The organism is Erythrobacter sp. A6_0, from assembly GCF_017744235.1.
GTDB lineage: Bacteria > Pseudomonadota > Alphaproteobacteria > Sphingomonadales > Sphingomonadaceae > Qipengyuania.
In genome coordinates this window covers 107,642-127,459 of sequence record NZ_JAGHQR010000001.1, presented here as the reverse complement: position 1 = coordinate 127,459, position 19,818 = coordinate 107,642, and the positions used below count along the sequence as shown (strand labels likewise).

Here is a 19,818-nt window from a genome sequence, read left to right as displayed (position 1 = left end):
TCGAGATAATCCGAGGACGCACCGTGACCACTGCATGGACCAGGGCCCACGCGGCCGCGATCGCACCCGAAAGCTGCCCGTCAGTCCCGAAAATCGGCAACGCGCCGCGACCGGTGGGGGGCGAGGACCGATATTATTGGGATATGTGGCCGGTCCAAAATCGTGACGGAACGATCGCCCGATTGGGGCCGCGTGAGATGTGGATGGCCCTGTCGGCGCCCGATCGGGGCGATCCCGAGGCCCGACATTTCGAAGCCGACATCCGCTGGCTCGTGCGCGAGCAAGAAGGATGGGTGGACAATGGAGCCGTCCTTCCACGATTTTCCGTGCCTTATGAACGCGAATGGGCCGGTTCCGCCCTGTTCGACGAAGGTAGGCTGACGCTGTTCTTCACCGGCGCCGGTATCGTCGGGCGGTCCCGCGGCTATCAGCAGCGCCTGTTCGAAGCGAGCGCGCCCGTTTCCGGTGATGGAACGATCGGAGAATGGTCTGCCCCCCGCCCCTCGATCGAGACTCTGACCCCCGAATATTGCGCGGCGGACGAGCATCACGGCGAGCCGGGCCGGATCAAGGCGTTTCGCGATCCGGCCTTCTTCCGCGATCCGATGGATGGCGCGGAATATCTCGTCTTCACCGCATCGCTCGCCGCGACCGGTTCGGATTACAACGGCGCTGTCGGGTTAGCACGACGGGACGGGTCGGGATGGTCGCTCTTGCCGCCGCTCGTCCATGCGGATGGCGTCAACAACGAACTCGAACGCGCCCATGTCGTTTTTCGCAACGGAATGTATTATCTTTTCTGGGTGACACAGACGTCAACCTTTGCGCCCGATGCGAATGCCGGACCGACCGGACTGTATGGCATGGCTTCACACTCGCTGTCGGGGCCGTGGGCTCCGCTCAACGGCAGCGGCCTCGTGCTCGCCAATCCGGCGGACGATCCCCGCCGCGCCTATAGCTGGTTCGTGAGTGCGGAAGGCATCGCGGCGAGTTTCGTCGACGATCCGGGGGCGCACGGATTCGTCGGTGCGCCTGCCCCGCTCCTGCAGCTTGCTTTCGATAGCGAAACCGTCAGCCTAGCTGGCGAGGTGCAGGCGCGATGATCGGCGGAATAGAGGCGGGCGGCACCAAGTGCGTCCTCGCGGTCGGACCTTCGCCGGACTCGATCGCCGCCACGCACACCATTCCCACCCGTGGCCCGGACGAAACGGTCGCCGACGCACTCGACTGGTTTGCCTCGCAACCCGCCATATCGGCGCTGGGCCTGGCGACGTTCGGCCCGGTCGGGCTCGATCAGCAGCGGCCGGACCATGGTCATATCCTGGCCACCCCCAAGCCGGGCTGGAGCCGGTACGATTTCGCCGGTGCGCTTGCCGAGGGTCTGAGCGTCCCCGTCGCGGTCGAGACCGACGTCAACGCCGCCGCGCTCGCCGAGGCGCAGGCGCGGGACGAAGCGGGTTCGCTGGCCTATATGACCGTGGGCACCGGGATCGGTGTGGGCCTGGTCATAGACGGACGCTGTGTCCATGGCGCCGCCCATCCCGAAATGGGCCATTACTACCCGCGTCGGCCCGCGGATGATGTCGAGTTTGCAGGGGTATGCCCTTTTCACGGAGATTGCCTGGAAGGCCTCGCCAGCGGACCGGCCATATCCGCGCGCTGGGGAGCGACGCTGTCGGACCTGCCCCCTACCCATCCCGCGCATCACCGCGTGGCGGGATACCTCGCTCAGGCCTGCCACACGCTGTTCGCGTCGACATCGGTGGAAACGGTGGTCCTGGGGGGCGGTGTTCTCGAAACGCCGAACCTGCGCGAACGGATCGCTGCGCGGGCACGCGAACTCGATGCCGGCTATCTGCCGGGAGGGACGCGGCACACAATCGTCGCACCGCGCCTTGGGTCCCGATCGGGTATAATCGGGGCCATGATCCTAGCTACTTGATGTATCCGCGCGGGGACCGGGGGTGGCGAAAGAGAAGTCTTAGTCCACTTTGCCGCCGCGCCCTGCTCCGCTCGTGAACCGGCTCGCGCCAGCGCTCGCTTCGGCGCGCAACGGCTTGGCCCCTTCGCGCCCTTCGAAGCGAAGCGCGTCGGCGAGGTCGAAATCCCACTGGCGATAGGCGGACATGCGATCGATCCGCATGCACATTGCGGGAAAGCGCACGATTTGCGCCGCCAGTTCCTGCGCCGCGCCAAGCGCGCCGCCTTCGTCGACCACGCGATTGGCAAGCCCCATCGCCAGAGCTTCATCGGCATCGACCGGCCGCCCTGTCAGGATCATATCGAGCGCCCTTCCCTGGCCCACGATGCGCGGCAAGCGAACCGTACCACCGTCGATCAAAGGGACGCCCCAGCGGCGGCAGAACACGCCGAACACCGCACTGCACGAGGCGACGCGCAGATCGCACCACAGGGCGAGTTCAAGCCCCCCTGCGACCGCATGACCCTCGACTGCGGCGATGACCGGTTTCGACACCAGCATTCGCGTCGGCCCCATCGGTCCGACACCTTCTGGCTCATACGCGTCGTCACCCCGGCCCACAGCCCTCAAGTCGAAGCCGGCACAGAAATATCCGCCCGCCCCGGTCAGGACAGCTGCCGCCAGGCTGTCGTCTTCCTCGAACTCGGTGAACGCCTGGCGCAATGCAACGGCCGTTTCGGGATCGACGGCGTTCCGGCATTCCGGCCGATCGATCGTGACGGTACGAACCGCGCCTTCGTCTGAAATCCGGACGCTCATGTCGAAGGCATCGCACGGTCGATGATTGCGCGCGTATCGATTGCGGCATCGAAGGCACCGAAGGCATGGCCGCGCGGCTCGAGCCGCAGACGGCAGAAGGCTTCGGCGATCGGATTATCCTGTCCGATCAGCACCGCCGCCTGCGCTGCTAGGGCCAGTCTTTCGACCAGCAATCGCGCCGTTCCTTCCCCTATGCCGCGCAAATCGATCCCGTCGATCCAGGCATCGTAGGCCGCAATGCGACCGCGCGCCTTGGCCAGATAGGCCTGCAGCGCTTCCACTCCGTCAGGCTCGCGATTGATCGCGCGCAGCACGTCGAGCGCAATGACATTGCCCGAGCCTTCCCAGATCGCGTTCAGCGGAGACTGCCGGAACAGGCGCGGCATCGGTCCTGTTTCCACATAACCCGCGCCTCCATGCGCTTCCATCGCTTCGTAGACCATTCCGGGCGCCCGCTTGCACACCCAGTACTTGGCGATCGGGGTCAACAGGCGCGCCAGGGGATCGCTGTCGTCGAAAGCCTGTGCAAGCCGGAAGCCCAATGCGGTCGCCGCTTCGCTTTCGATGGCAAGGTCTGCAAGCAAGGCTTCCATCGCCGGCTGGTCGATCAGGCGCTTCTGGAAGGCGGAGCGGTGCGCTGTATGCCAGAGCGCCTGGGCAAGCGCGCCGCGCATCTGCTGCGCCGATCCGATCACGCAATCGAGGCGCGTGTGCTGAACCATCTGGATTATGGTCGCGACCCCGCGCCCTTCGGGGCCGACACGCTGCGCCAGCGCGCCATGATATTCGATCTCCGACGAAGCGTTGGATCGATCGCCCAGCTTGTCCTTCAGGCGCATGATCCGGAAGCCCGCATTGCGTTCTCCGTCCGGAAGCCATCTCGGCACGAGGAAGCAGGTCAGGCCTCCCTCGGCATACGCGAGCGTCAGGAATGCATCGCACATCGGCGCGCTGCAGAACCATTTGTGGCCCGTAAGACTGTACCACCCCTCCTCTGCGACAGGGACGGCGCGCGTTGTGTTGGCCCGCACGTCGCTGCCGCCCTGCTTTTCCGTCATCGCCATGCCGATCGTGACGCCCGCTTTTTCCTCCGGCGGGCGGAAGGCTGGATCGTAGCGGCTTGCAAGAATACGCGGCAGCCATGCCTCGGCGACGGCGGCCTCGGCGCGCAGCGCAGGCACTGCGGCATAGGTCATAGTCATCGGGCAACTGGTGCCGGAATCGGCCTGCCCGGTCAGGAACAGGATTGCCGCGTGAAGCGCATGCCCTTTCTCGCCGGGCAACCATGCCGACGCCGCGAACCCCGCATCGAGGCCGAGGCGCATCAATTCGTGATAGGCGGGATGGAACCGCACCTCGTCGATGCGGTGTCCGTAGCGGTCGAAACTTTCCAGAACCGGCGGGTTCCGATTGGCTTCGACGCCCCATGCGATCACTTCGGCCGATCCGCAGCGTTCGCCAAGCGCTTCGAGACGCGCCGCATCCGTGTCGCCCCCCGCGTGCGAAAAGGCCTCGGCAAGGCCGCGATCGCTCGTAAACAGATTGACGTCCTCGAAGGGCGGCGGTTGGTTCAGCACCTCGTGCGTGTCGCGCCGTTCGATTGTCGGTATCGGCGTTTTCATCCTTGTCTCTCAGTCCTCTTTCGGCATGCGCTTCGACACCTGGCTCGCGATCGGATCGCCGCTGTCGCGTTCGGCTACCGCTTGCTTGAAGCCGACTTCCTGAGCGCGTTCGCGAAACCAGATACCTTCCGGCGAATGGCGCGAGACGCCATCGAACAAAGTAGCGAACATCTGCGTCGTGTTTAGACCCATATTGTCATAGGCCTGATTGACGACCGTCTTGGTCATCATCAGCTGATTTTTGGGAACGCCGCGCAGTCTGCCCGCAAGGCGATCGACCGCATCGTCGAGCGCCGCCTCCGGCACGGCCTCCAGCGCGAGGCCGATACGCACCGCTTCGCGCCCGTCGATCAGATCGCCGGTCATCATCATCCGCTTCGCCATCTGCGGACCCAGGCGGTAAACCCACATCGCCGGCGTGGGCACACCCCAGACGCGCGCGGGCGGATATCCGATGCGCGCATCCTCGGCCATGATCAGGAAATCGCAGCACAATGCGATGTCGGAGCCACCCGCGACCGCCGCGCCGTGAACCCGCGCGATCGTCGGCTTGGTCGCGCGCCAGAGAGCCATGATATCCTGCGTGTTGCGCCACATCATCTGGAAGTCGAGCGTGGGATCCCACGGCATGTCCTGCGAACCGCTGATGGCACCCTTGCGCTCCGCATAGTGTTTAAGGTCGTAACCTGCGCAAAAGCCGGGCCCCGCGCCGCGCACGATGATGACATGGACATCGTGATCGGCTTCCGCCAGCTCGACTGCGGCGCGGATCTCGCGCGGCATTTTATGCGCGATCGCATTGAAATGTTCGGGGCGATCGAGCGTGATCGTCGCGATGCGATTATCCACCGAGTAAGTCAGCGTTTCGAAATCCATCAGTTCTTCTCCCCGGGCGCGTGCATGGCGCCGCTTTCGAAGGCAGCGGAGATTTCCGCCGGGCTCAGCCCGACCGCCTGGAGGACACTGTGGCTGTGTTCTCCCACTCGCGGCGCATGGCTATCGAGTTCGCATCTCGCGCCATCGAACCGCGCCACGGGGCGCGTTCGGCGGACGCGGCCTGCCTGCGGATGGTGGGTGACGGTCACGAATTGGTCATGAGCCACCTGCACGTGGTCGGGCAGCGATCCGGAACGATTGACCACCCCGCACGGCACTCCTTCTTCGGCGAGGCGTCGGACCGCTTCCTCGGTCGAAAGCCTGGCAATGTGCGGAGCGCACGACGCCCTCAGTTCGTTCCAATTGAGAAACCGCTTAATCATGTCGGCGAAGAGAGGATTTTCGAGCAGATCGGTGGCTTCGATCGCGCGTGCCCACCCTTCGAATTCGTCCTGCGACAGCATGACCACCACGATCCAACCGTCCCTCGTCGCCCAGGGGCGATAGACCGAGCCGATATCCGGCATATGCGATGGGCTGTCGGGGAAAGCGAGATCGCCATGCAGGTCGATCCACCCATAGGCGATTGCAGCTTCGAGCATGGAAATGTCGATCACCGCCCCCTTCCCGCTGCGTTCGCGAGCAAACAGCGCTGCGGTGGCTGCCTGCGCGGCATAAAGCCCTGCATTCTTGTCGCACATCCACTGCGGCGCGAGGATCGGACCATCGCTGGTCCATGTCGCCATGCCGGCTTCCGCCTGCACGATCGGATCGTAGGCGCGCACCGCGCTCATCGGGCCTTCCGGTCCGAATCCGCTGATCCTGGCTATGACGAGATCCTGACGGAGCGCATGCAGAGCATCGACGCCGAGCCCCATCCGCTCCATCACGCCGGGCCGGAAATTGTGAATCAACAAATCCGCCTCGGGCACCAGTCGGCGCAGCATCGCAATTCCGTCCGGACAGCCCAGATCGATGGCGATCGACTGCTTATCCGCGTTGAGCGCGACATGCGTCGAACTGAAAGCGGGAGATGCCACCGCCCCCAGAAACCGCGAACGATCGCCTTCGGGCGGCTCGACCTTCCAGACGCGGGCACCCTGCTGGGCGAGAATCTGGGTAGCAAGCGGCCCCGCGACAACGCTGGTGAGATCGATTACCGTTATGCCTTCAAGCGGCACCATTCCTGCCTCCCATCAAGTTGTTTCACAACCTGTCACGTTTGGACGAAACGCGCAACATGCTAATTGACAAGGCCGATACGGAGATGATGAGCGCAAGGACGGTGATCCTCGACCTCTTCGATACCGGCGATCCGGCCGATTTCTCGGTCGCCGAGCTGGTCCGTGCAGGGGCAGCTCTCGGTATCGAAGCGCCCGGCATCCGCACGGCCCTGACCCGATTGAAGGCCGACGGGCGGGTGCGCCCGATCGCTCGCGGACGTTACGCGATCGGCCCCAAGGCAGAGCCGCTCAAGCAGCGCATTCTCGGATGGCGCACGCGATTGAGCAGCCGGGTCGAATGGCAGGGGCATTGGCTGCTTGCCATTGCCGGCCCCCAGGAGCGGGCCGACCGGACAGCCTGGCGGAGGACGTTGCGTGCGCTCGAGCTGGAAGGGTTCGCCGAAGCCGAAACCAATGTCTGGGCCCGCCCGGACAATCTCCTGGCCGGTGCCGATGCCGCACGAAGCCGCTTGGCTAAACTCGATGCAGTGTCTTCGCTCCTCGTGATCGAGGCTCGCGAACTGGATAAGGATCGCGTCGACCGCTATCGATCGCTCTGGCAGGGCGAGGCGCTTCGCGCGGCCCACCTCTCGCTCGCCGAACATCTCGATCGAAGCGCCATTGTCGTGGAGAGCATGGAGCGCCCCGCCGCCGCAGCGGAAACGTTGCAGCTCGGCCGCAGGGCAATCAGGCAGATCACGCGCGATCCGCTTCTACCCGAAGCGCTGTGTCCTTCCGACGGTTTGCAAAGCCTGATCGAGGCGATGGTCCGTTACGATCGGATCGGGAAGCAAATCTGGCGCGCCTATCTCGCGCAATGATCGCGAGCGCGGCATCGAGCGGCGCCTGCAACGATCAGCAGCCATTGAGCAAAATCCGCAAAAGGAGTGGCGGAGCAGGAGGGATTCGAACCCTCGATACGGGGTTACCGTATACACACTTTCCAGGCGTGCGCCTTCGACCACTCGGCCACTGCTCCGCATTCCCGGGTCGGCGCGTCAATATGCGCCGGGATCGGGAAGGCGGCGCTCTAGCGGTCGTATGCCTCGTGTGCAAGCGGGGGATGATCGGGCCTGGTCACGAAACGAAAATCCGGGGTCACAGACCGATGGCGTTGCGCACTCGTTCCAGCAGGCCGGGCGCATGCCGGGATGCGATCGCGGCATCTTCGGACCAGACGATGGGTTTCCGTTCGCTTGCGAGCACGCCGACCGGTTCGCCCGCAAGCATCACCGGTACGCCCGCTTCGTAAGCGCGCAACCCGTAATCGAGCGCGGCGCGCGGCCCGTCCAGCCCAGCGTCCAGAATCCCGAGTTCGGCATGAGCGGCGCGCGTGACCAGCACAGCCTCGCCCGAAACGCTCGCTGCCATTTGCGGTACGCGGTCGGCCCTTATCAGATCGAGTTCGAGCGGGTGGGCCGGATCGCGCTGGACGAAAGCGCCGCCGACAGGGCGATCGCGTGAAGGGGCCAGCACCGCACCCGCCATCACCAGCGGCTCGTGCGGGTCCGCGACCATGACCGCATCCGCGAAGAGGCGATCGAGCGCGCCGTGATCGAGGATCAGATCTTCGTCGATCCACAGAAACGCATCGTAATCGCGTTCCGTCGCGATCGCGGTCTCCCACGCGCGGTTCAGCGTTTCGGCCCAATCGGTCCCGGTCGCGAGGAACAGATCGTCCTCGTGAAAGCCGCGCTGGCCGTTAAGCGAAGCGAGGCAGGATACAGGCCCATCGGTGAGGCGGGCGACGAGGATCGCGATGCGGGGAGTGTGCTCCATCGCCTGCAAGCCTAGCCGGGCGATGCGCGCTTGCAAGTAAGGATATGCATGGCAGGATGGCGGCCATGATCCGCACCCTCACCGCCATCCTGGCCACCCTCACCCTGCCCTACCCCGCAGTCGCTCAGGATGCGCCCCGCCCGAACCAACCCAGTCCGAACCAGATCGTCGCTGAGGCGTCAGCGGACGAATGGGTCGCCATTCCCGCCGAAGATCTGCTGGTGATGACGCTGGCCCCGGACCGGGACGGGGAGCCGCGCAAGGTCGTGATCCAACTGATGCCCGAACCTTTCAGCCAAGGCTGGGTCGCCAATATCCGCACCCTCGCCCGCGCGGGCTGGTATGACGGGATCAGCGTCAATCGAGTGCAGGACAATTACGTCGTCCAGTGGGGCGATCCCAATTACGACAATCCGGAGGCGGAGGGTGCGGCGAAGTCTTTGCCGGAGGGGCTGCGGGTGATGGAGGAGAGCGACTATGTTGCTCCTTTCGAAATTCAGCCGCTTTATCCGGTCACTGCCACTCAGCGGATGTCGGCGGTGGCGGACCTCATTGAGCGGGGCGGCATGCCAGACTTGCCGCAGGTGCGGCAGATAATCGAACGACAACAAGGGGATAGTTACGCTGTAGAAACAATGATGATCAAAGGTTGGCCATTCGGAGCCGGGGCGGGAGAAGGAAGCTCGGAAGTTGTCTGGCCCGTCCATTGCTACGGCATGGTCGGCGTCGGACGAGGGATGTCGCCCGACACCGGCTCGGGCGCGGAGCTATACACGGTGATCGGCCATGCGCCGCGCCATCTCGACCGAAATATCGCGCTCGTCGGCCGGATCGTTTCGGGAATGGAGCACCTCTCCTCGCTCCCGCGCGGATCGGGCGCTCTGGGTTTCTATACGAGCGAGGAAACGGACGAGCGCACGCCGATCCGCTCGATCCGAGTGGCGAGCGATCTGCCCGCCGCCGAACAGCCCCGTTTCGAATATCTCTCGACCGAAAGCGAGACCTTCGCCCGCTATGCCGAAGCGCGGGCCAATCGGCGCGATCCGTTCTTCATCGTGCCTGCGGGCGGCGCGGATATCTGCAACATCCCCGTGCCGGTAAGGACGTCGCCTGCCGACTGAAGGCGACTAGATACGCTCCGCCTGCGCGACCGAGTCGCTGGCTCTCAGGGCGCTCAGGATCCGCGTCAGATGCGCCAGATCCTGCACCTGCAGGTCGACCTCGTAGGTCGTGAAGGGATGGTCGAGCTGGACCTGATCCAGCGAGGTCACGTTGACGTTGTTCTGGGCGAATATGCCCGCCATCTCGGCCAAGGTTCCGGGCCGGTCGTAAAGCGTCACGCACAGCCGCCCCACCGCGCCGACCGACTGACGCGTCCACGAGAGGTCGATCCAGTCTGAATCGATCCCGCTCGCCAGCCGGTGGCAGTCGATCGTGTGGACCTCCACCTTCTCGCCCGTGCGCCGCGTGCCGACGATCCGGTCGCCGGGAACCGGATGGCAGCATTTCGCGAGGTCGAAGCCGACGCCCGGCGTCAGACCGCGGATCGAGAGCGCTTTCTTCCCCGGCGTCCAGTCCTGCCCCTCAGGCAATTCGGTGGTGCAGCCGGGCAGCAGCGCCTCCATCACCTCCCTGTCCTCGATCTTGGCCGAACCGATCGCGAAATAAAGATCTTCGGGCTCTTCCATTTCGAGACGTTCGAGCGCTTCGCCGAGCGCCTTCTTGCCGATCTTGGCAGGAACCTTGGCGGCGATTTCCTGATAGAGTTTCTGGCCGATCTCGGCGAGTTCGGCGCGCTCCTTCAGCCGCACTGCGCGGCGGATGGTGGCGCGCGCCTTGCCGGTGACGACGAAGGCCAGCCAGGACAATTGCGGCTCGGCCTCCTTGCCCTTGATGATCTCCACCACATCGCCATTCGCCAGCGGCGTGCGCAGCGGAACGTGGCGGCCGTTGATCTTCGCGCCCACGGTCTGCGTGCCGAGATCGCTGTGCACCGCGAAGGCGAAATCGACCGGCGTCGCCCCTTTGGGAAGCTGGAACAGCGCGCCCTTGGGCGTGAAGGCGAAGATGCGATCCTGATAGATGGCGAGCTTGGTATGTTCGAGCAGTTCTTCGGGATCGTGGCTCGTATCGACGATCTCGATCAGATCGCGCAGCCAGCCGACCTGCCCGTCCGGCCTGACCGTACCGCTCGCGCCACCCTGCTTGTAGGCCCAGTGCGCGGCGAGGCCGAATTCGTTCAGCCGATGCATTTCGCGCGTGCGGATCTGCACTTCGACGCGCATCGAATTTTCGTACATCAGGCTGGTGTGAAGACTGCGATAGCCGTTGGTCTTCGGCGTCGAGATGTAGTCCTTGAACTTGCCCGGCAGGAATTGCCACGTGCGGTGGAGGACGCCCAAGGCCGCGTAGCAATCCGCCTCGTCATCGGTGATAACGCGGAAGGCCATGATGTCGGTCACCTGTTCGAAGCTGACATGGCGTTCGGCCATCTTGCGCCAGATCGAATAAGGGTGCTTCTCGCGGCCCGTCACTTCGACCTTCAATCCCGCCTCGGCGAGCGCGTGCTTGATATCGAGTGCGATCTTGTCGACCTGCCCGGTGTCGAGCGCACGCAGTTGATCGAGACGGTTCTCGATGGTGCGATAGGCTTCGGGCTCCAGCTGTTCGAAGGCGAGCAGCTGCATCTCGCGCATATATTCATACATCCCCACCCGCTCCGCGAGAGGGGCGTAGATATCCATCGTCTCGCGCGCGATGCGCTGGCGCTTGTCCGGATTCTTAATGAAATGGAGCGTGCGCATATTGTGCAGCCGGTCGCCCAATTTGACGAGCAGCACGCGGATGTCCTCGCTCATCGCGAGCAGGAATTTCCGGAGGTTTTCCGCCGCCCGCTCGTTTTCGGGCATCTGTTCGATCTTCGACAGCTTGGTGACGCCATCGACCAGCCGCGCCACCTTGGGGCCGAAGTTCAGCTCGATATCGGCGATGGTGGCGAGCGTATCTTCCACCGTATCGTGCAGAAGCGCGGTAGCGATCGTTTCCTGGTCGAGCTTGAGATCGGTCATCAGTCCGGCGACTTCGACCGGATGGCTGAAATACGGATCGCCGCTCGCCCGCGTCTGGGTACCGTGCTTCTGCACGGTATAGACATAAGCGCGATTGAGCATCGCCTCATCGGCGTCGGGGTCGTATTCCTTGACCCGTTCCACAAGTTCGTACTGGCGCAGCATCGTCGCTAGATGTGCGGTGGCGGGCTGTTTATTGCAACGCAAAACCTGCCGTGGCCCGGCGTCGATCGGCTCTTTTCGACGCCGGGCCGGGACAAGGCCGCTTATCCGGCGATCCCCAGCACCCGATCGACGCCGGCCCGCGTCACGGCATGATAGCTGTCCCGCGTTTGGGCGTAGATCCGCCGCGCGATCGGCTGGCCCCATTCGCCCTCGCCCATCAGCACTGCGAATAGCGGCCGCACGAATTTCGCGCGGCCCACGCGAGCGAGGAATTCTTCGGCCTGCGGCACCGCCGGCTCGTACCGATTGGCGAGCGCCAGTTCGAGCCACAGGAAGCGGATCTCGTTATTGCCAGTCCCTGACAGGTTCAGCTGCCGGTCCAGCTCGGCAAGCTGCGCCGCGCTGCGATCCTTGGGGATGTTGTCGAGGAAGCGCATCCGCTCCGCCGCAGTCCAGCCGTTCCAGCCAGCGGGGATCGTGCCATTGCTTGCGTAGGTGTCGACCGCGCTATCCACTGCGGCGAAGGCCGCCGGATCGGGACGCGCGACATTGCTCGGAAGGCCGGGCTCGAAAATCCATTCGCGCAGCATGAGGCGCTCCGCTTCGGCGGGAGAGCGGACGAGGTTTTCCTGCATGTCGGCGAGCAGCAGCGCGCTGGTCGCCGGTTCGAAAGCGTGGTTGTCGAACCACTGGCGCAGCCACGCATCGAAGCGTTCACGGCCCACGATCCGTTCGACCGTGCGCATGAAGAAATGCCCCTTGTCGTAGGCGATGGCGCTGCCGATCAGTTCGCCGCTGCCATCATTATGCAGCGCGGTGCCCGGCGCATCCCGGCCGACTTCGGCCAGCGTCTCCTCGATATTCGCAAAGGCGAGCGCGGCTTCCTGTTCGGCGCGCTTCTTGCCGTAGACTTCTTCCACGATTCGGTTTTCGAAATAGCTGGTGACGCCTTCGTTCAGCCAGCCATCGCCCCACACCGCATTGGTAACCAGATTGCCCGACCAGCTATGCGCCAGCTCGTGCGCGACGAGGCCGTTGTTCGACCGGTCGCCCGCGATGAAGGTGGGGGTGAGGAAGGTCATCACCGGGTTTTCCATCCCGCCATAGGGAAAGGCGGGGGGCAGCACGATCATGTCGTAACGGCCCCAGCGATATTCGCCGTAGAGGTCTTCCGCCGCCGCGATCATCGCTTCGGTATCGCCCACTTCGCGCGCGGCCCGTTCGATTACCGACGGTTCGGCCCAGACGCCGCTGCGCGGACCGAGCGCGCGAAAATCGATATCGCCCGCCGCGATCGCGATCAGATAGGGCGGCACCGGCTTGTCCATCACGAAGCGGAAGGCGCGGCGTCCATCGCCCAGATCCTCCGGCTCGCCCTGGCGCACCCCGCTCATCACCACGTCGAGCGGCTTGGGCGCGGTGATCCGCGCTTCCCAGGTCTGGCGGATGCCGGGGCTGTCTTGCGTCGGGATCCAGCTGCGATTGAGGATCGCCTGGCCCTGGCTGAAGAGGAACGGGTATTCGCCGCCCGCGGTCTGTTCCGGGCTCAACCATTGCAGCGCTTCGGCATCCTCGGGCGCGGCATACCGGATGCGAATCGTGCGCGCATCGCCCATCGTGATGGTCAGCGGCGCGCCCTTGCCGCCTTCGGCCACCGCCTCACCCACGGTGAACGGCAGATCGCGGCCCGCAGCATCGGTGACGCTGGCGATGCGCAACCCGTTCGAATCGAGCACGATCTCGCGCGCATCGTCGCGGGCCAGCACATCGAGCGTCGCGGTCCCGCCAATGCCCTGCCCTTCGAAATCGAGCGCCAGGTCGAGCGCGACATGCGTGACCCGCGCGATCTGCGGCTGCGCATAGGTCAGCTTATCGAACGCTTCAGGCCCGGTCAGGATGGGCGAAACCATGGGTTCGGGCGTTGCGGTGGACAGGGGCATCTCACCCGACATCGAAGTGCAGGCGGTGCTGGCCAGCAGCAGGGCGAAAGGGGCGACGATGCGACGCATGAAGGATTCTCCGCAAAATATCTGTTCGTTCGGTCAATGCAGGCAGGCTCTGCGAGTTTCGGGCACGATGCGCAAACCCTGCTTTCGCGATGCTGACTGGATGGCAGCCATCGGGGCTGGCCAAAGCCGCGCAATGCCTCCATGATAACGTTCACAAGAAAATTCAGGGAGCAGGTCGATGATGAAAACCCGTTTTGCGCTCGCAAGCCTGGTCGCGCTCGCCGCATGCCAGCCAGCCAGTCAGATGAACCGGCCCGATGCGCCGCTCACCGTGCAAACCGCAGACGCCGAACGCGAGCTGATCTTTGCCGACGAATTCGATGCGCCTGCGCTCGACCGCGCCAAATGGAATATCGAAGGCATGGATTTCTGGGTCAATGACGAACAGCAGGCCTATACCGACAGCCCCGAAACGATCGCCTTTTCCGACGATGTGCCGGGCGCCGACGGCGGCGCGCTGATCCTGCGCCCGGTGTGGAAGCCGGGGGCCGACACCAAAATAGAACGCCAGGCCGATTTCATTTCGGGCCGGATCGATTCGCGCGGCAAGTTCGATTTCACGCATGGCCGCGCCGAAGCGCGCATCCGCATGCCGCGCGAACGCGGCGCCTGGCCCGCCTTCTGGCTGCTCGGCAACGGGCAATGGCCCTATACGGGCGAGATCGACATCATGGAATATGTCGGCGAACCTGAATGGACCGCCGTGGCAATCCATGGCCCCGGCTATTCGGGCGAGACGCCGCTGGTCGAACGCCGGCAATTCCCCGCCGGGCAGAACGCGATGGGCTGGCACGTCTACGGCGTGGAATGGACCGACCGGAAGATCGCCTTCGATGTCGATGGTGACGTATTCTATACCGTCACGCGCGAAGAGATCGAACGCTATGGCGAATGGCGCTTCGATACGCCCAAGCACCTGATCCTCAATTTCGCGATCGGCGGCGTCTATCCGGGCAAGGTCAACAAGATCGAGAAGCCCTATTACGGCATTCCGCAAAGCACGGTCGACGCGGTGAAGGCGGGCGGCGTGCAGATGGAAGTCGATTGGGTCCGCGTCTGGGCCGACCGCGACTGATCAGGTCCAGACCGCTTCCGGCGGCAGGCTCATCAGGATCGCGTCGATATTGCCGCCGGTCTTGAGACCGAACAGAGTGCCCCTGTCGTACACCAGATTGAATTCGGCGTAGCGCCCCCGCCATTCGAGCTGGGTCAGCTTGTCTTCGGGCGTGAAATCGCTTTCCATCCGGCGGCGGACCAGTTCAGGGAAGATGTCGAGGAAGGCTTCGCCGACATCCTTGGTGAAGGCGAAATTGCGCGCGAAGGCGTCCTCGTCCTCGCATTCGAGATGGTCGTAGAAGATCCCGCCCACCCCGCGATGGACGCCGCGATGGGGGATGTAGAAATACTCGTCCGCCCATTTCGAAAAACGCTCGTAATAGGTCGGATTGTGCGCGGCGCAGGCGGCGCGGAACCGGGCGTGAAAGTCTTCGGTGTCTTGCGGATAGGGGATCGGCGGATTCAGATCCGCCCCGCCCCCGAACCACGCCCTGCCCGTCACCAGGAAGCGCGTGTTCATATGCACTGCGGGAACGTGCGGGTTCTTCATGTGCGCCACCAGACTTATACCGGTAGCTGTGAAGCGCGGATCGTCGGGATCGACGCCGTTCATGGTCTTTGCGAATTCGGATTCGAACCGTCCGCGTACGGTGGACACGTTGACCCCGACCTTCTCGAACACTTCGCCCTTCATCAGCCCGCGCGTGCCGCCGCCGGGATCGGGATTGCCCTCTTCCTGCCGCTGCCAGGGCAGATATTCGAAGGCAGCGCCGGATCCCGCCTCGCGCTCGATCGCTTCGAATTCGGCGCAGATGCGGTCCCGCAAGGTTTCGAACCAGGTGCGGGCGGTTTCTGTCTGCTGGGTCCAGTCGGTCATCCTGCCCCCTTGCCAAGCCGAATCCACAAGGGCAATAGCGGGCCATGGTTCCCCTTTCGTTCGCCGATCAGGAATGGCTGCTTACCACAGGACGCGCGCTCTACTGGCCGCGCGAGCAGGCCTTGCTGGTGGCCGACCTGCATCTGGAAAAAGGCAGCTTCTTTGCGCGCCACGGCCAGCCCATCCCCCCCTATGACAGCCGCGAAACGTTGGAGCGGGTGGCGCTGGCCATTCGGGAGACCGGCGCGCGCCGGGTGATCACCCTGGGGGACAATTTCCACGATTCGGACGGCAGCACGCGCCTGGAACCGCATGCCTGCGGCATGCTGGAAGCGCTGACCAAGGCGGTCGACTGGGTATGGATCACGGGAAACCACGATCCCGATATGGAGGCCCGCTGCGGCGGCACGCTGGTGGAGGAGCTGGAGATCGGCGGCACGATCCTGCGCCATCGCGCCCTCCCCGGCGAAACCCGGCCCGAACTGTCGGGACATTATCACCCGCGCGTGCAATTGACCGTCCAGCGCCGCCACATCCGCCGCCCCTGCGCGGTAATCAGCGCCAATGACAGCGTGGACGGCAAGCCTTCGGGCCGCATGATCCTTCCAGCCTTCGGCGCCTATACGGGCGGCATGAACGCCGCCGATCCGGCCATTCTCAAGGCGCTCCAGCCCGCCAATGCGATCGATGCGGTGGTGCCCGCAAAGGGGCGGTTGGCGCGCTTCCCCCTTTGGCGGGCGGGATAGTCTGGACGGGCGCGCGCGACGTCGCCGTCACGTCCGATACGGCTAATCCGCACTATCCACTTCCGAATCCGCGCGAGAATGCCTACATGGGGCGATCCAAGGCAATGATACAGGAGATAGCCCCATAGCCCGTCCACCCCGTCGTTCCATGCAGCCGCCGGTCAAGAGCGGCCCTCGCTACGACAATTTCATCCAATCGCCCAAGGTCCGCGTCATTGATGACGAGGGAGAGAATCTGGGCGTCATGTTCACCCGCGAAGCGATCGAGCAGGCCAACGAAAAGGGCCTGAACCTCGTCGAAGTGTCCCCCAATGCGGACCCGCCGGTGTGCAAGTTCCTCGATGTCGGCAAGCATCGCTACGAGGCGCAGAAAAAGGCGAACCTCGCGCGCAAGACGCAGAAGACCCAGGACATCAAAGAGGTCAAGATGCGCCCGAACATCGACACGCACGATTACGACGTGAAGATGCGCAACGTGGTCAAGTTCATCGAAAACGGTGACAAGGTGAAGTGCACTCTGCGCTTCCGCGGCCGCGAAATGGCGCACCAGCAGCTCGGCATGGACCTGCTCAACCGGGTCCGCGACGATGTCGAGGAAATCGCCAAGGTCGAAAGCTTCCCGCGCCTCGAAGGACGCCAGATGCTGATGGTGCTCGCGCCGAAATAAGGCGCGTCCATTTCCGCTCAAGACCGGGGGAACGGCGCTGGCCGCCCCTGGTTGAGGCGGCATGGCCCATCCTTTCCGACGAACCCTCATTTTTTTCGGCTTCGCCGGCGCGCTCGTACTCGGCGGCTGTTCGGATGGCGACGAAATCGAAGTGACCGAACGCAGCGGTCCCGCGAAGCTCGGCACATCGGAACCGCCCGTGCCCGCCGGGCAAGCCCCGCCTACGCCGAGCCTCGACACGCCAAGCGCTGAAACGCCGCCTTCGGGCTATTCCGATGGGTCAGGCATCGACGATGGCTACCCCGATCTCTCGCCCCCTGTCCTCACGCCCGAAGCCGAGCGCGGGGAAACCGGCGCACGCAACGTGCTCGTCAATTTCGCCCGCGCCGTCGAATTGCGCGAATATGGTCAGGCATGGCGATTTTTCAACGACACCGCAAAGACGCGCTGGAGCGAGAAACGGTTCGACGCTTTGTTTGCAGGCCTACGCGATATAACCGTCTCCGTCCCATCGGGACGCATGGAAGGCGCTGCCGGGTCCAGCTATTACACAAGTCAGGCAGAGATCGCCGCAACCGATCCCGACGGCAGGCGGATACGTCTGGAAGGCCCGATCGTCTTGCGCCGGGTCAACGATGTTCCAGGATCAAGCGCCGAGCAGAGGCGCTGGCACATCGAGCAGTTCGATCTGTCGGTTAGGCCCTAACCGAGGCGCGCTTCATTCGATCTCGAAATCGAGCAGAGTGAAGCTGGCCCGACCGGTCGCGTAGACTCCATGGCCCCGGCCGCTGTCCGATCCGAAAGTGAACCCGACCCGGCCCGCTTGAGCAAGCGCCGCGCGGAACGCTTCCGGGTTCTGACTCGAAGGTTTACCGTAAACCGATATCCAGTCGCCCCCCAGCGGGATCGTTACAGTGTGCGTCCCGGCCCGTAGCGGAATCTTCCTGTCCGAAGGCGAATACCAGCGGAAATGTTCGTAGGGTCCCTTTGCGTTCCAGCTATCGCCACGGCGCTGGAAGAACAGCGACATGTAAGCCTGCTCCTCAGTAGATTCCTGAGGGACGAACCGCGTGCCAGGCGCGGCATCGACGCGATAGCGCATCGTGATAGACCGCGCCCCGCGCAAGCTGCCCGGATCGAACGTGACGTAATGGACGTGGCCATAGCGTTCACGGATATTCGGTATGTCGAAGGTGATGCCCTCGCGCGTGTCCTCTGGCTGCAATGGCATGCCGACGGAATAATTGCGGCCTTTGATGATGGGGCCGATTTCCCAGGCGCGCGCCGGCGGAACTTCCGCGAGAACGGGAGCGGCGACAGTGGCGGCCGCTCCCAGAGCCAGCGCGGCGGTCAATCCGCGGCTAGAGGAACCGAAGGCGAAGCGGGAGAAAAAGCGAGTCATACCGCCATCTATCGCATCGCCCGTGAAACGATCCTGAAAGTCTCGTAAACCAACCGGCAAGCTTCGCCGTGGGTTGATCGCTTGCCGCGCCGCTTCTACTCCGCTTCCATCACAGTCTGTGGCGGAGAAGCGTTCCTGCGGAGGTTAGGAACGGGTGCCCCGCGGCTGCCAGGACATTTGCGATCCCCCGCCTTCCTGGGGGTTCGACATTTCATTCAGGAGCTCCAACCCGTGAGCGAGACCGACATCATCGACCCCACCACGCCGCGCAAGAACCCCAAGCCGGAAGTCACCAAGATCGACGGACGCGCGCTGAAGCCTGCAACCTTGATGATGGGCCATGGCTACGATCCGACTCTGTCGGAAGGCAGCCTGAAACCGCCGATCTTCCTTACCAGCACCTTCGCTTTCCCCAGCGCGGCTGACGGCAAGCGCCACTTCGAAGGCATAACCGGCAAGCGCCCCGGCGGCGCGGACGGGCTGGTCTATTCGCGCTTCAACGCGCCGAACCAGGAAATCCTCGAAGATCGCCTGTCGATCTGGGACGGGGCGGAAGACGCGCTGAGCTTTTCCAGCGGCATGACCGCGATCTGCGTGCTGATGCTGGCCTATGCCAGCCAGGGCGACGTGATCGTCCATTCCGGCCCGCTCTATGCCGCGTCTGAGGGCTTCGTAGCTAAGGTGCTGGCGAAATTCGGCGTCACCTATGTCGATTTCCCCGCCAGCGCCACGCGCGAGGAAATCGACGCGGTGCTGGAAAAAGCCAAGAGCCAGGCTTCGGATCAGGGTGGCAAGGTCTGCATGATCTATCTCGAAAGCCCCGGCAATCCGACCAATGCGCTGGTCGATATCGAAGCGGTCAAGGAAGCGCGCGACGCGGCGCTCGACTGGGATTGCCCGATCGCGATCGACAACACATTCCTTGGCCCGCTATGGCAGCGCCCGCTAGATCATGGCGCGGACATCGTGGTCTATTCGCTGACCAAATATGTCGGCGGCCATTCGGACCTCGTGGCAGGCTCGATCGCCGGCGCTAAGAAGTGGATGGATCCGGTGCGCAGCTTGCGCAACACGATGGGCGGCATCTGCGATCCCAACACGGCCTGGATGCTGCTGCGGTCCTTGGAGACCGTGGAACTGCGCATGCAGCGCGCGGGCGAGAATGCGGCCAAGGTCTGCGACTATCTCAGCAAGCATGAGAAGATCGAAGGGCTCGGCTATCTCGGCATGATCGAAGGCGCGCGTCAGCAGGACATTTACGACCGCCATTGCCTCGGTGCAGGATCGACCTTCTCGCTGCTGCTGAAGGGCGGCGAGGCTGAATGCTTCCGCTTTCTCGACGCGCTCAAGATCGCCAAGCTCGCCGTCAGCCTCGGCGGGACGGAGACGCTGGCCAGCCATCCCGCGTCCATGACCCACCTCTCGGTTGCCGAAGGGCGCCGGACGGAACTCGGCATTTCGGACAATCTGGTGCGCATCTCGATCGGGATCGAGGATGCGGACGATCTGATCGCCGATTTCGAACAGGCCCTCGAACAGGTCTGAGCGGCTCCCGACGGATATCGCCACCCCGGACTCGAGCCGGGGT

At 64.1% G+C, this 19,818-nt stretch carries 18 protein-coding genes and 1 tRNA gene; 9 read left to right on the top strand and 10 right to left on the bottom strand.

Annotated features, from left to right (window positions below):
- Positions 1 to 23: 23 nt before the first annotated feature.
- Entirely contained in the window at positions 24 to 1,103 is a 1,080-nt protein-coding gene (locus J7347_RS00755; RefSeq protein WP_209160436.1) for a glycoside hydrolase family 68 protein, read from the top strand.
- Positions 1,100 to 1,942: an ROK family protein gene (locus tag J7347_RS00750; protein ID WP_209160434.1), complete on the top strand. Its 843-nt coding sequence runs from the start codon at positions 1,100 to 1,102 to the stop codon at positions 1,940 to 1,942. Before J7347_RS00755 ends, J7347_RS00750 begins: the two co-directional genes overlap by 4 nt.
- A 39-nt stretch (positions 1,943 to 1,981) precedes the next feature.
- Here the strand turns inward: J7347_RS00750 and J7347_RS00745 are convergent, their stop codons facing one another.
- The 4 genes from J7347_RS00745 to J7347_RS00730 are packed head-to-tail and all read right to left on the bottom strand — an operon-like array spanning position 1,982 to position 6,422.
- A complete protein-coding gene (locus J7347_RS00745; RefSeq protein ID WP_209160432.1) occupies positions 1,982 to 2,740 on the bottom strand; it encodes a crotonase/enoyl-CoA hydratase family protein in 759 nt (252 codons plus the stop codon).
- The gene (locus J7347_RS00740) at positions 2,737 to 4,362 is read right to left on the bottom strand and encodes an acyl-CoA dehydrogenase family protein (RefSeq protein WP_209160430.1); all 1,626 of its coding nucleotides are present in this window, start codon (positions 4,360 to 4,362) and stop codon (positions 2,737 to 2,739) included. The genes J7347_RS00745 and J7347_RS00740 overlap by 4 nt, the downstream gene beginning before the upstream one ends.
- A 9-nt stretch (positions 4,363 to 4,371) precedes the next feature.
- Positions 4,372 to 5,238 (bottom strand): crotonase/enoyl-CoA hydratase family protein, encoded by an 867-nt coding sequence (locus tag J7347_RS00735; RefSeq protein WP_245173749.1) that lies wholly within the window; start codon positions 5,236 to 5,238, stop codon positions 4,372 to 4,374.
- Positions 5,238 to 6,422: a CaiB/BaiF CoA-transferase family protein gene (locus J7347_RS00730; protein ID WP_209160428.1), complete on the bottom strand. Its 1,185-nt coding sequence runs from the start codon at positions 6,420 to 6,422 to the stop codon at positions 5,238 to 5,240. The genes J7347_RS00735 and J7347_RS00730 overlap by 1 nt, the downstream gene beginning before the upstream one ends.
- Before the next feature lie 56 nt (positions 6,423 to 6,478).
- Between J7347_RS00730 and J7347_RS00725 the strand changes: the two genes are divergently transcribed.
- The gene (locus J7347_RS00725) at positions 6,479 to 7,282 is read left to right on the top strand and encodes a hypothetical protein (RefSeq protein WP_245173748.1); all 804 of its coding nucleotides are present in this window, start codon (positions 6,479 to 6,481) and stop codon (positions 7,280 to 7,282) included.
- A gap of 67 nt (positions 7,283 to 7,349) precedes the next feature.
- Here J7347_RS00725 and J7347_RS00720 read toward each other — a convergent pair.
- Both J7347_RS00720 and J7347_RS00715 read right to left on the bottom strand, forming a co-directional pair.
- Positions 7,350 to 7,440 (bottom strand) — tRNA-Ser (locus tag J7347_RS00720).
- 119 nt (positions 7,441 to 7,559) lie between these two features.
- Positions 7,560 to 8,240, bottom strand: a complete 681-nt coding sequence (locus J7347_RS00715) for a hypothetical protein (RefSeq protein ID WP_209160426.1) — start codon at positions 8,238 to 8,240, stop codon at positions 7,560 to 7,562.
- A gap of 65 nt (positions 8,241 to 8,305) precedes the next feature.
- Between J7347_RS00715 and J7347_RS00710 the strand changes: the two genes are divergently transcribed.
- Complete coding sequence (locus tag J7347_RS00710) at positions 8,306 to 9,361, top strand: peptidylprolyl isomerase (protein ID WP_209160424.1); 1,056 nt, start codon at positions 8,306 to 8,308, stop codon at positions 9,359 to 9,361.
- Positions 9,362 to 9,367: 6 nt separating this feature from the next.
- Here the strand turns inward: J7347_RS00710 and J7347_RS00705 are convergent, their stop codons facing one another.
- Both J7347_RS00705 and J7347_RS00700 read right to left on the bottom strand, forming a co-directional pair.
- Positions 9,368 to 11,473 (bottom strand): bifunctional (p)ppGpp synthetase/guanosine-3',5'-bis(diphosphate) 3'-pyrophosphohydrolase, encoded by a 2,106-nt coding sequence (locus tag J7347_RS00705; RefSeq protein WP_067677646.1) that lies wholly within the window; start codon positions 11,471 to 11,473, stop codon positions 9,368 to 9,370.
- Positions 11,474 to 11,574: 101 nt separating this feature from the next.
- Complete coding sequence (locus tag J7347_RS00700) at positions 11,575 to 13,482, bottom strand: M1 family metallopeptidase (protein WP_209160422.1); 1,908 nt, start codon at positions 13,480 to 13,482, stop codon at positions 11,575 to 11,577.
- Positions 13,483 to 13,660: 178 nt separating this feature from the next.
- Between J7347_RS00700 and J7347_RS00695 the strand changes: the two genes are divergently transcribed.
- On the top strand, positions 13,661 to 14,557 hold the full coding sequence (locus J7347_RS00695) for a glycoside hydrolase family 16 protein (protein WP_209160420.1): 897 nt from the start codon (positions 13,661 to 13,663) through the stop codon (positions 14,555 to 14,557).
- Here the strand turns inward: J7347_RS00695 and hemF are convergent, their stop codons facing one another.
- Positions 14,558 to 15,415, bottom strand: a complete 858-nt coding sequence (hemF, locus tag J7347_RS00690) for an oxygen-dependent coproporphyrinogen oxidase (RefSeq protein WP_209160418.1) — start codon at positions 15,413 to 15,415, stop codon at positions 14,558 to 14,560.
- 44 nt (positions 15,416 to 15,459) lie between these two features.
- Here hemF and pdeM point away from each other — a divergent pair, with 44 nt between their 5' ends.
- The 3 genes from pdeM to J7347_RS00675 all read left to right on the top strand — a co-directional run bounded on the left by pdeM (position 15,460) and on the right by J7347_RS00675 (position 17,534).
- Positions 15,460 to 16,161: a ligase-associated DNA damage response endonuclease PdeM gene (pdeM, locus tag J7347_RS00685; protein WP_209160416.1), complete on the top strand. Its 702-nt coding sequence runs from the start codon at positions 15,460 to 15,462 to the stop codon at positions 16,159 to 16,161.
- Between the two features lie 148 nt (positions 16,162 to 16,309).
- Positions 16,310 to 16,828: a translation initiation factor IF-3 gene (gene infC, locus J7347_RS00680; RefSeq protein ID WP_067677661.1), complete on the top strand. Its 519-nt coding sequence runs from the start codon at positions 16,310 to 16,312 to the stop codon at positions 16,826 to 16,828.
- A 61-nt stretch (positions 16,829 to 16,889) separates the two neighbouring features.
- A complete protein-coding gene (locus J7347_RS00675; protein ID WP_209160414.1) occupies positions 16,890 to 17,534 on the top strand; it encodes a hypothetical protein in 645 nt (214 codons plus the stop codon).
- A gap of 12 nt (positions 17,535 to 17,546) precedes the next feature.
- Here the strand turns inward: J7347_RS00675 and J7347_RS00670 are convergent, their stop codons facing one another.
- Positions 17,547 to 18,230, bottom strand: coding sequence for a hypothetical protein (locus tag J7347_RS00670; RefSeq protein ID WP_245173747.1), 684 nt, complete (start codon positions 18,228 to 18,230; stop codon positions 17,547 to 17,549).
- Positions 18,231 to 18,461: 231 nt separating this feature from the next.
- On the opposite strand from J7347_RS00670, the gene J7347_RS00665 reads away from it, so the two are divergent.
- Positions 18,462 to 19,775, top strand: coding sequence for a cystathionine gamma-synthase family protein (locus J7347_RS00665; protein WP_209160412.1), 1,314 nt, complete (start codon positions 18,462 to 18,464; stop codon positions 19,773 to 19,775).
- The last annotated feature ends 43 nt before the right edge of the window (positions 19,776 to 19,818 follow it).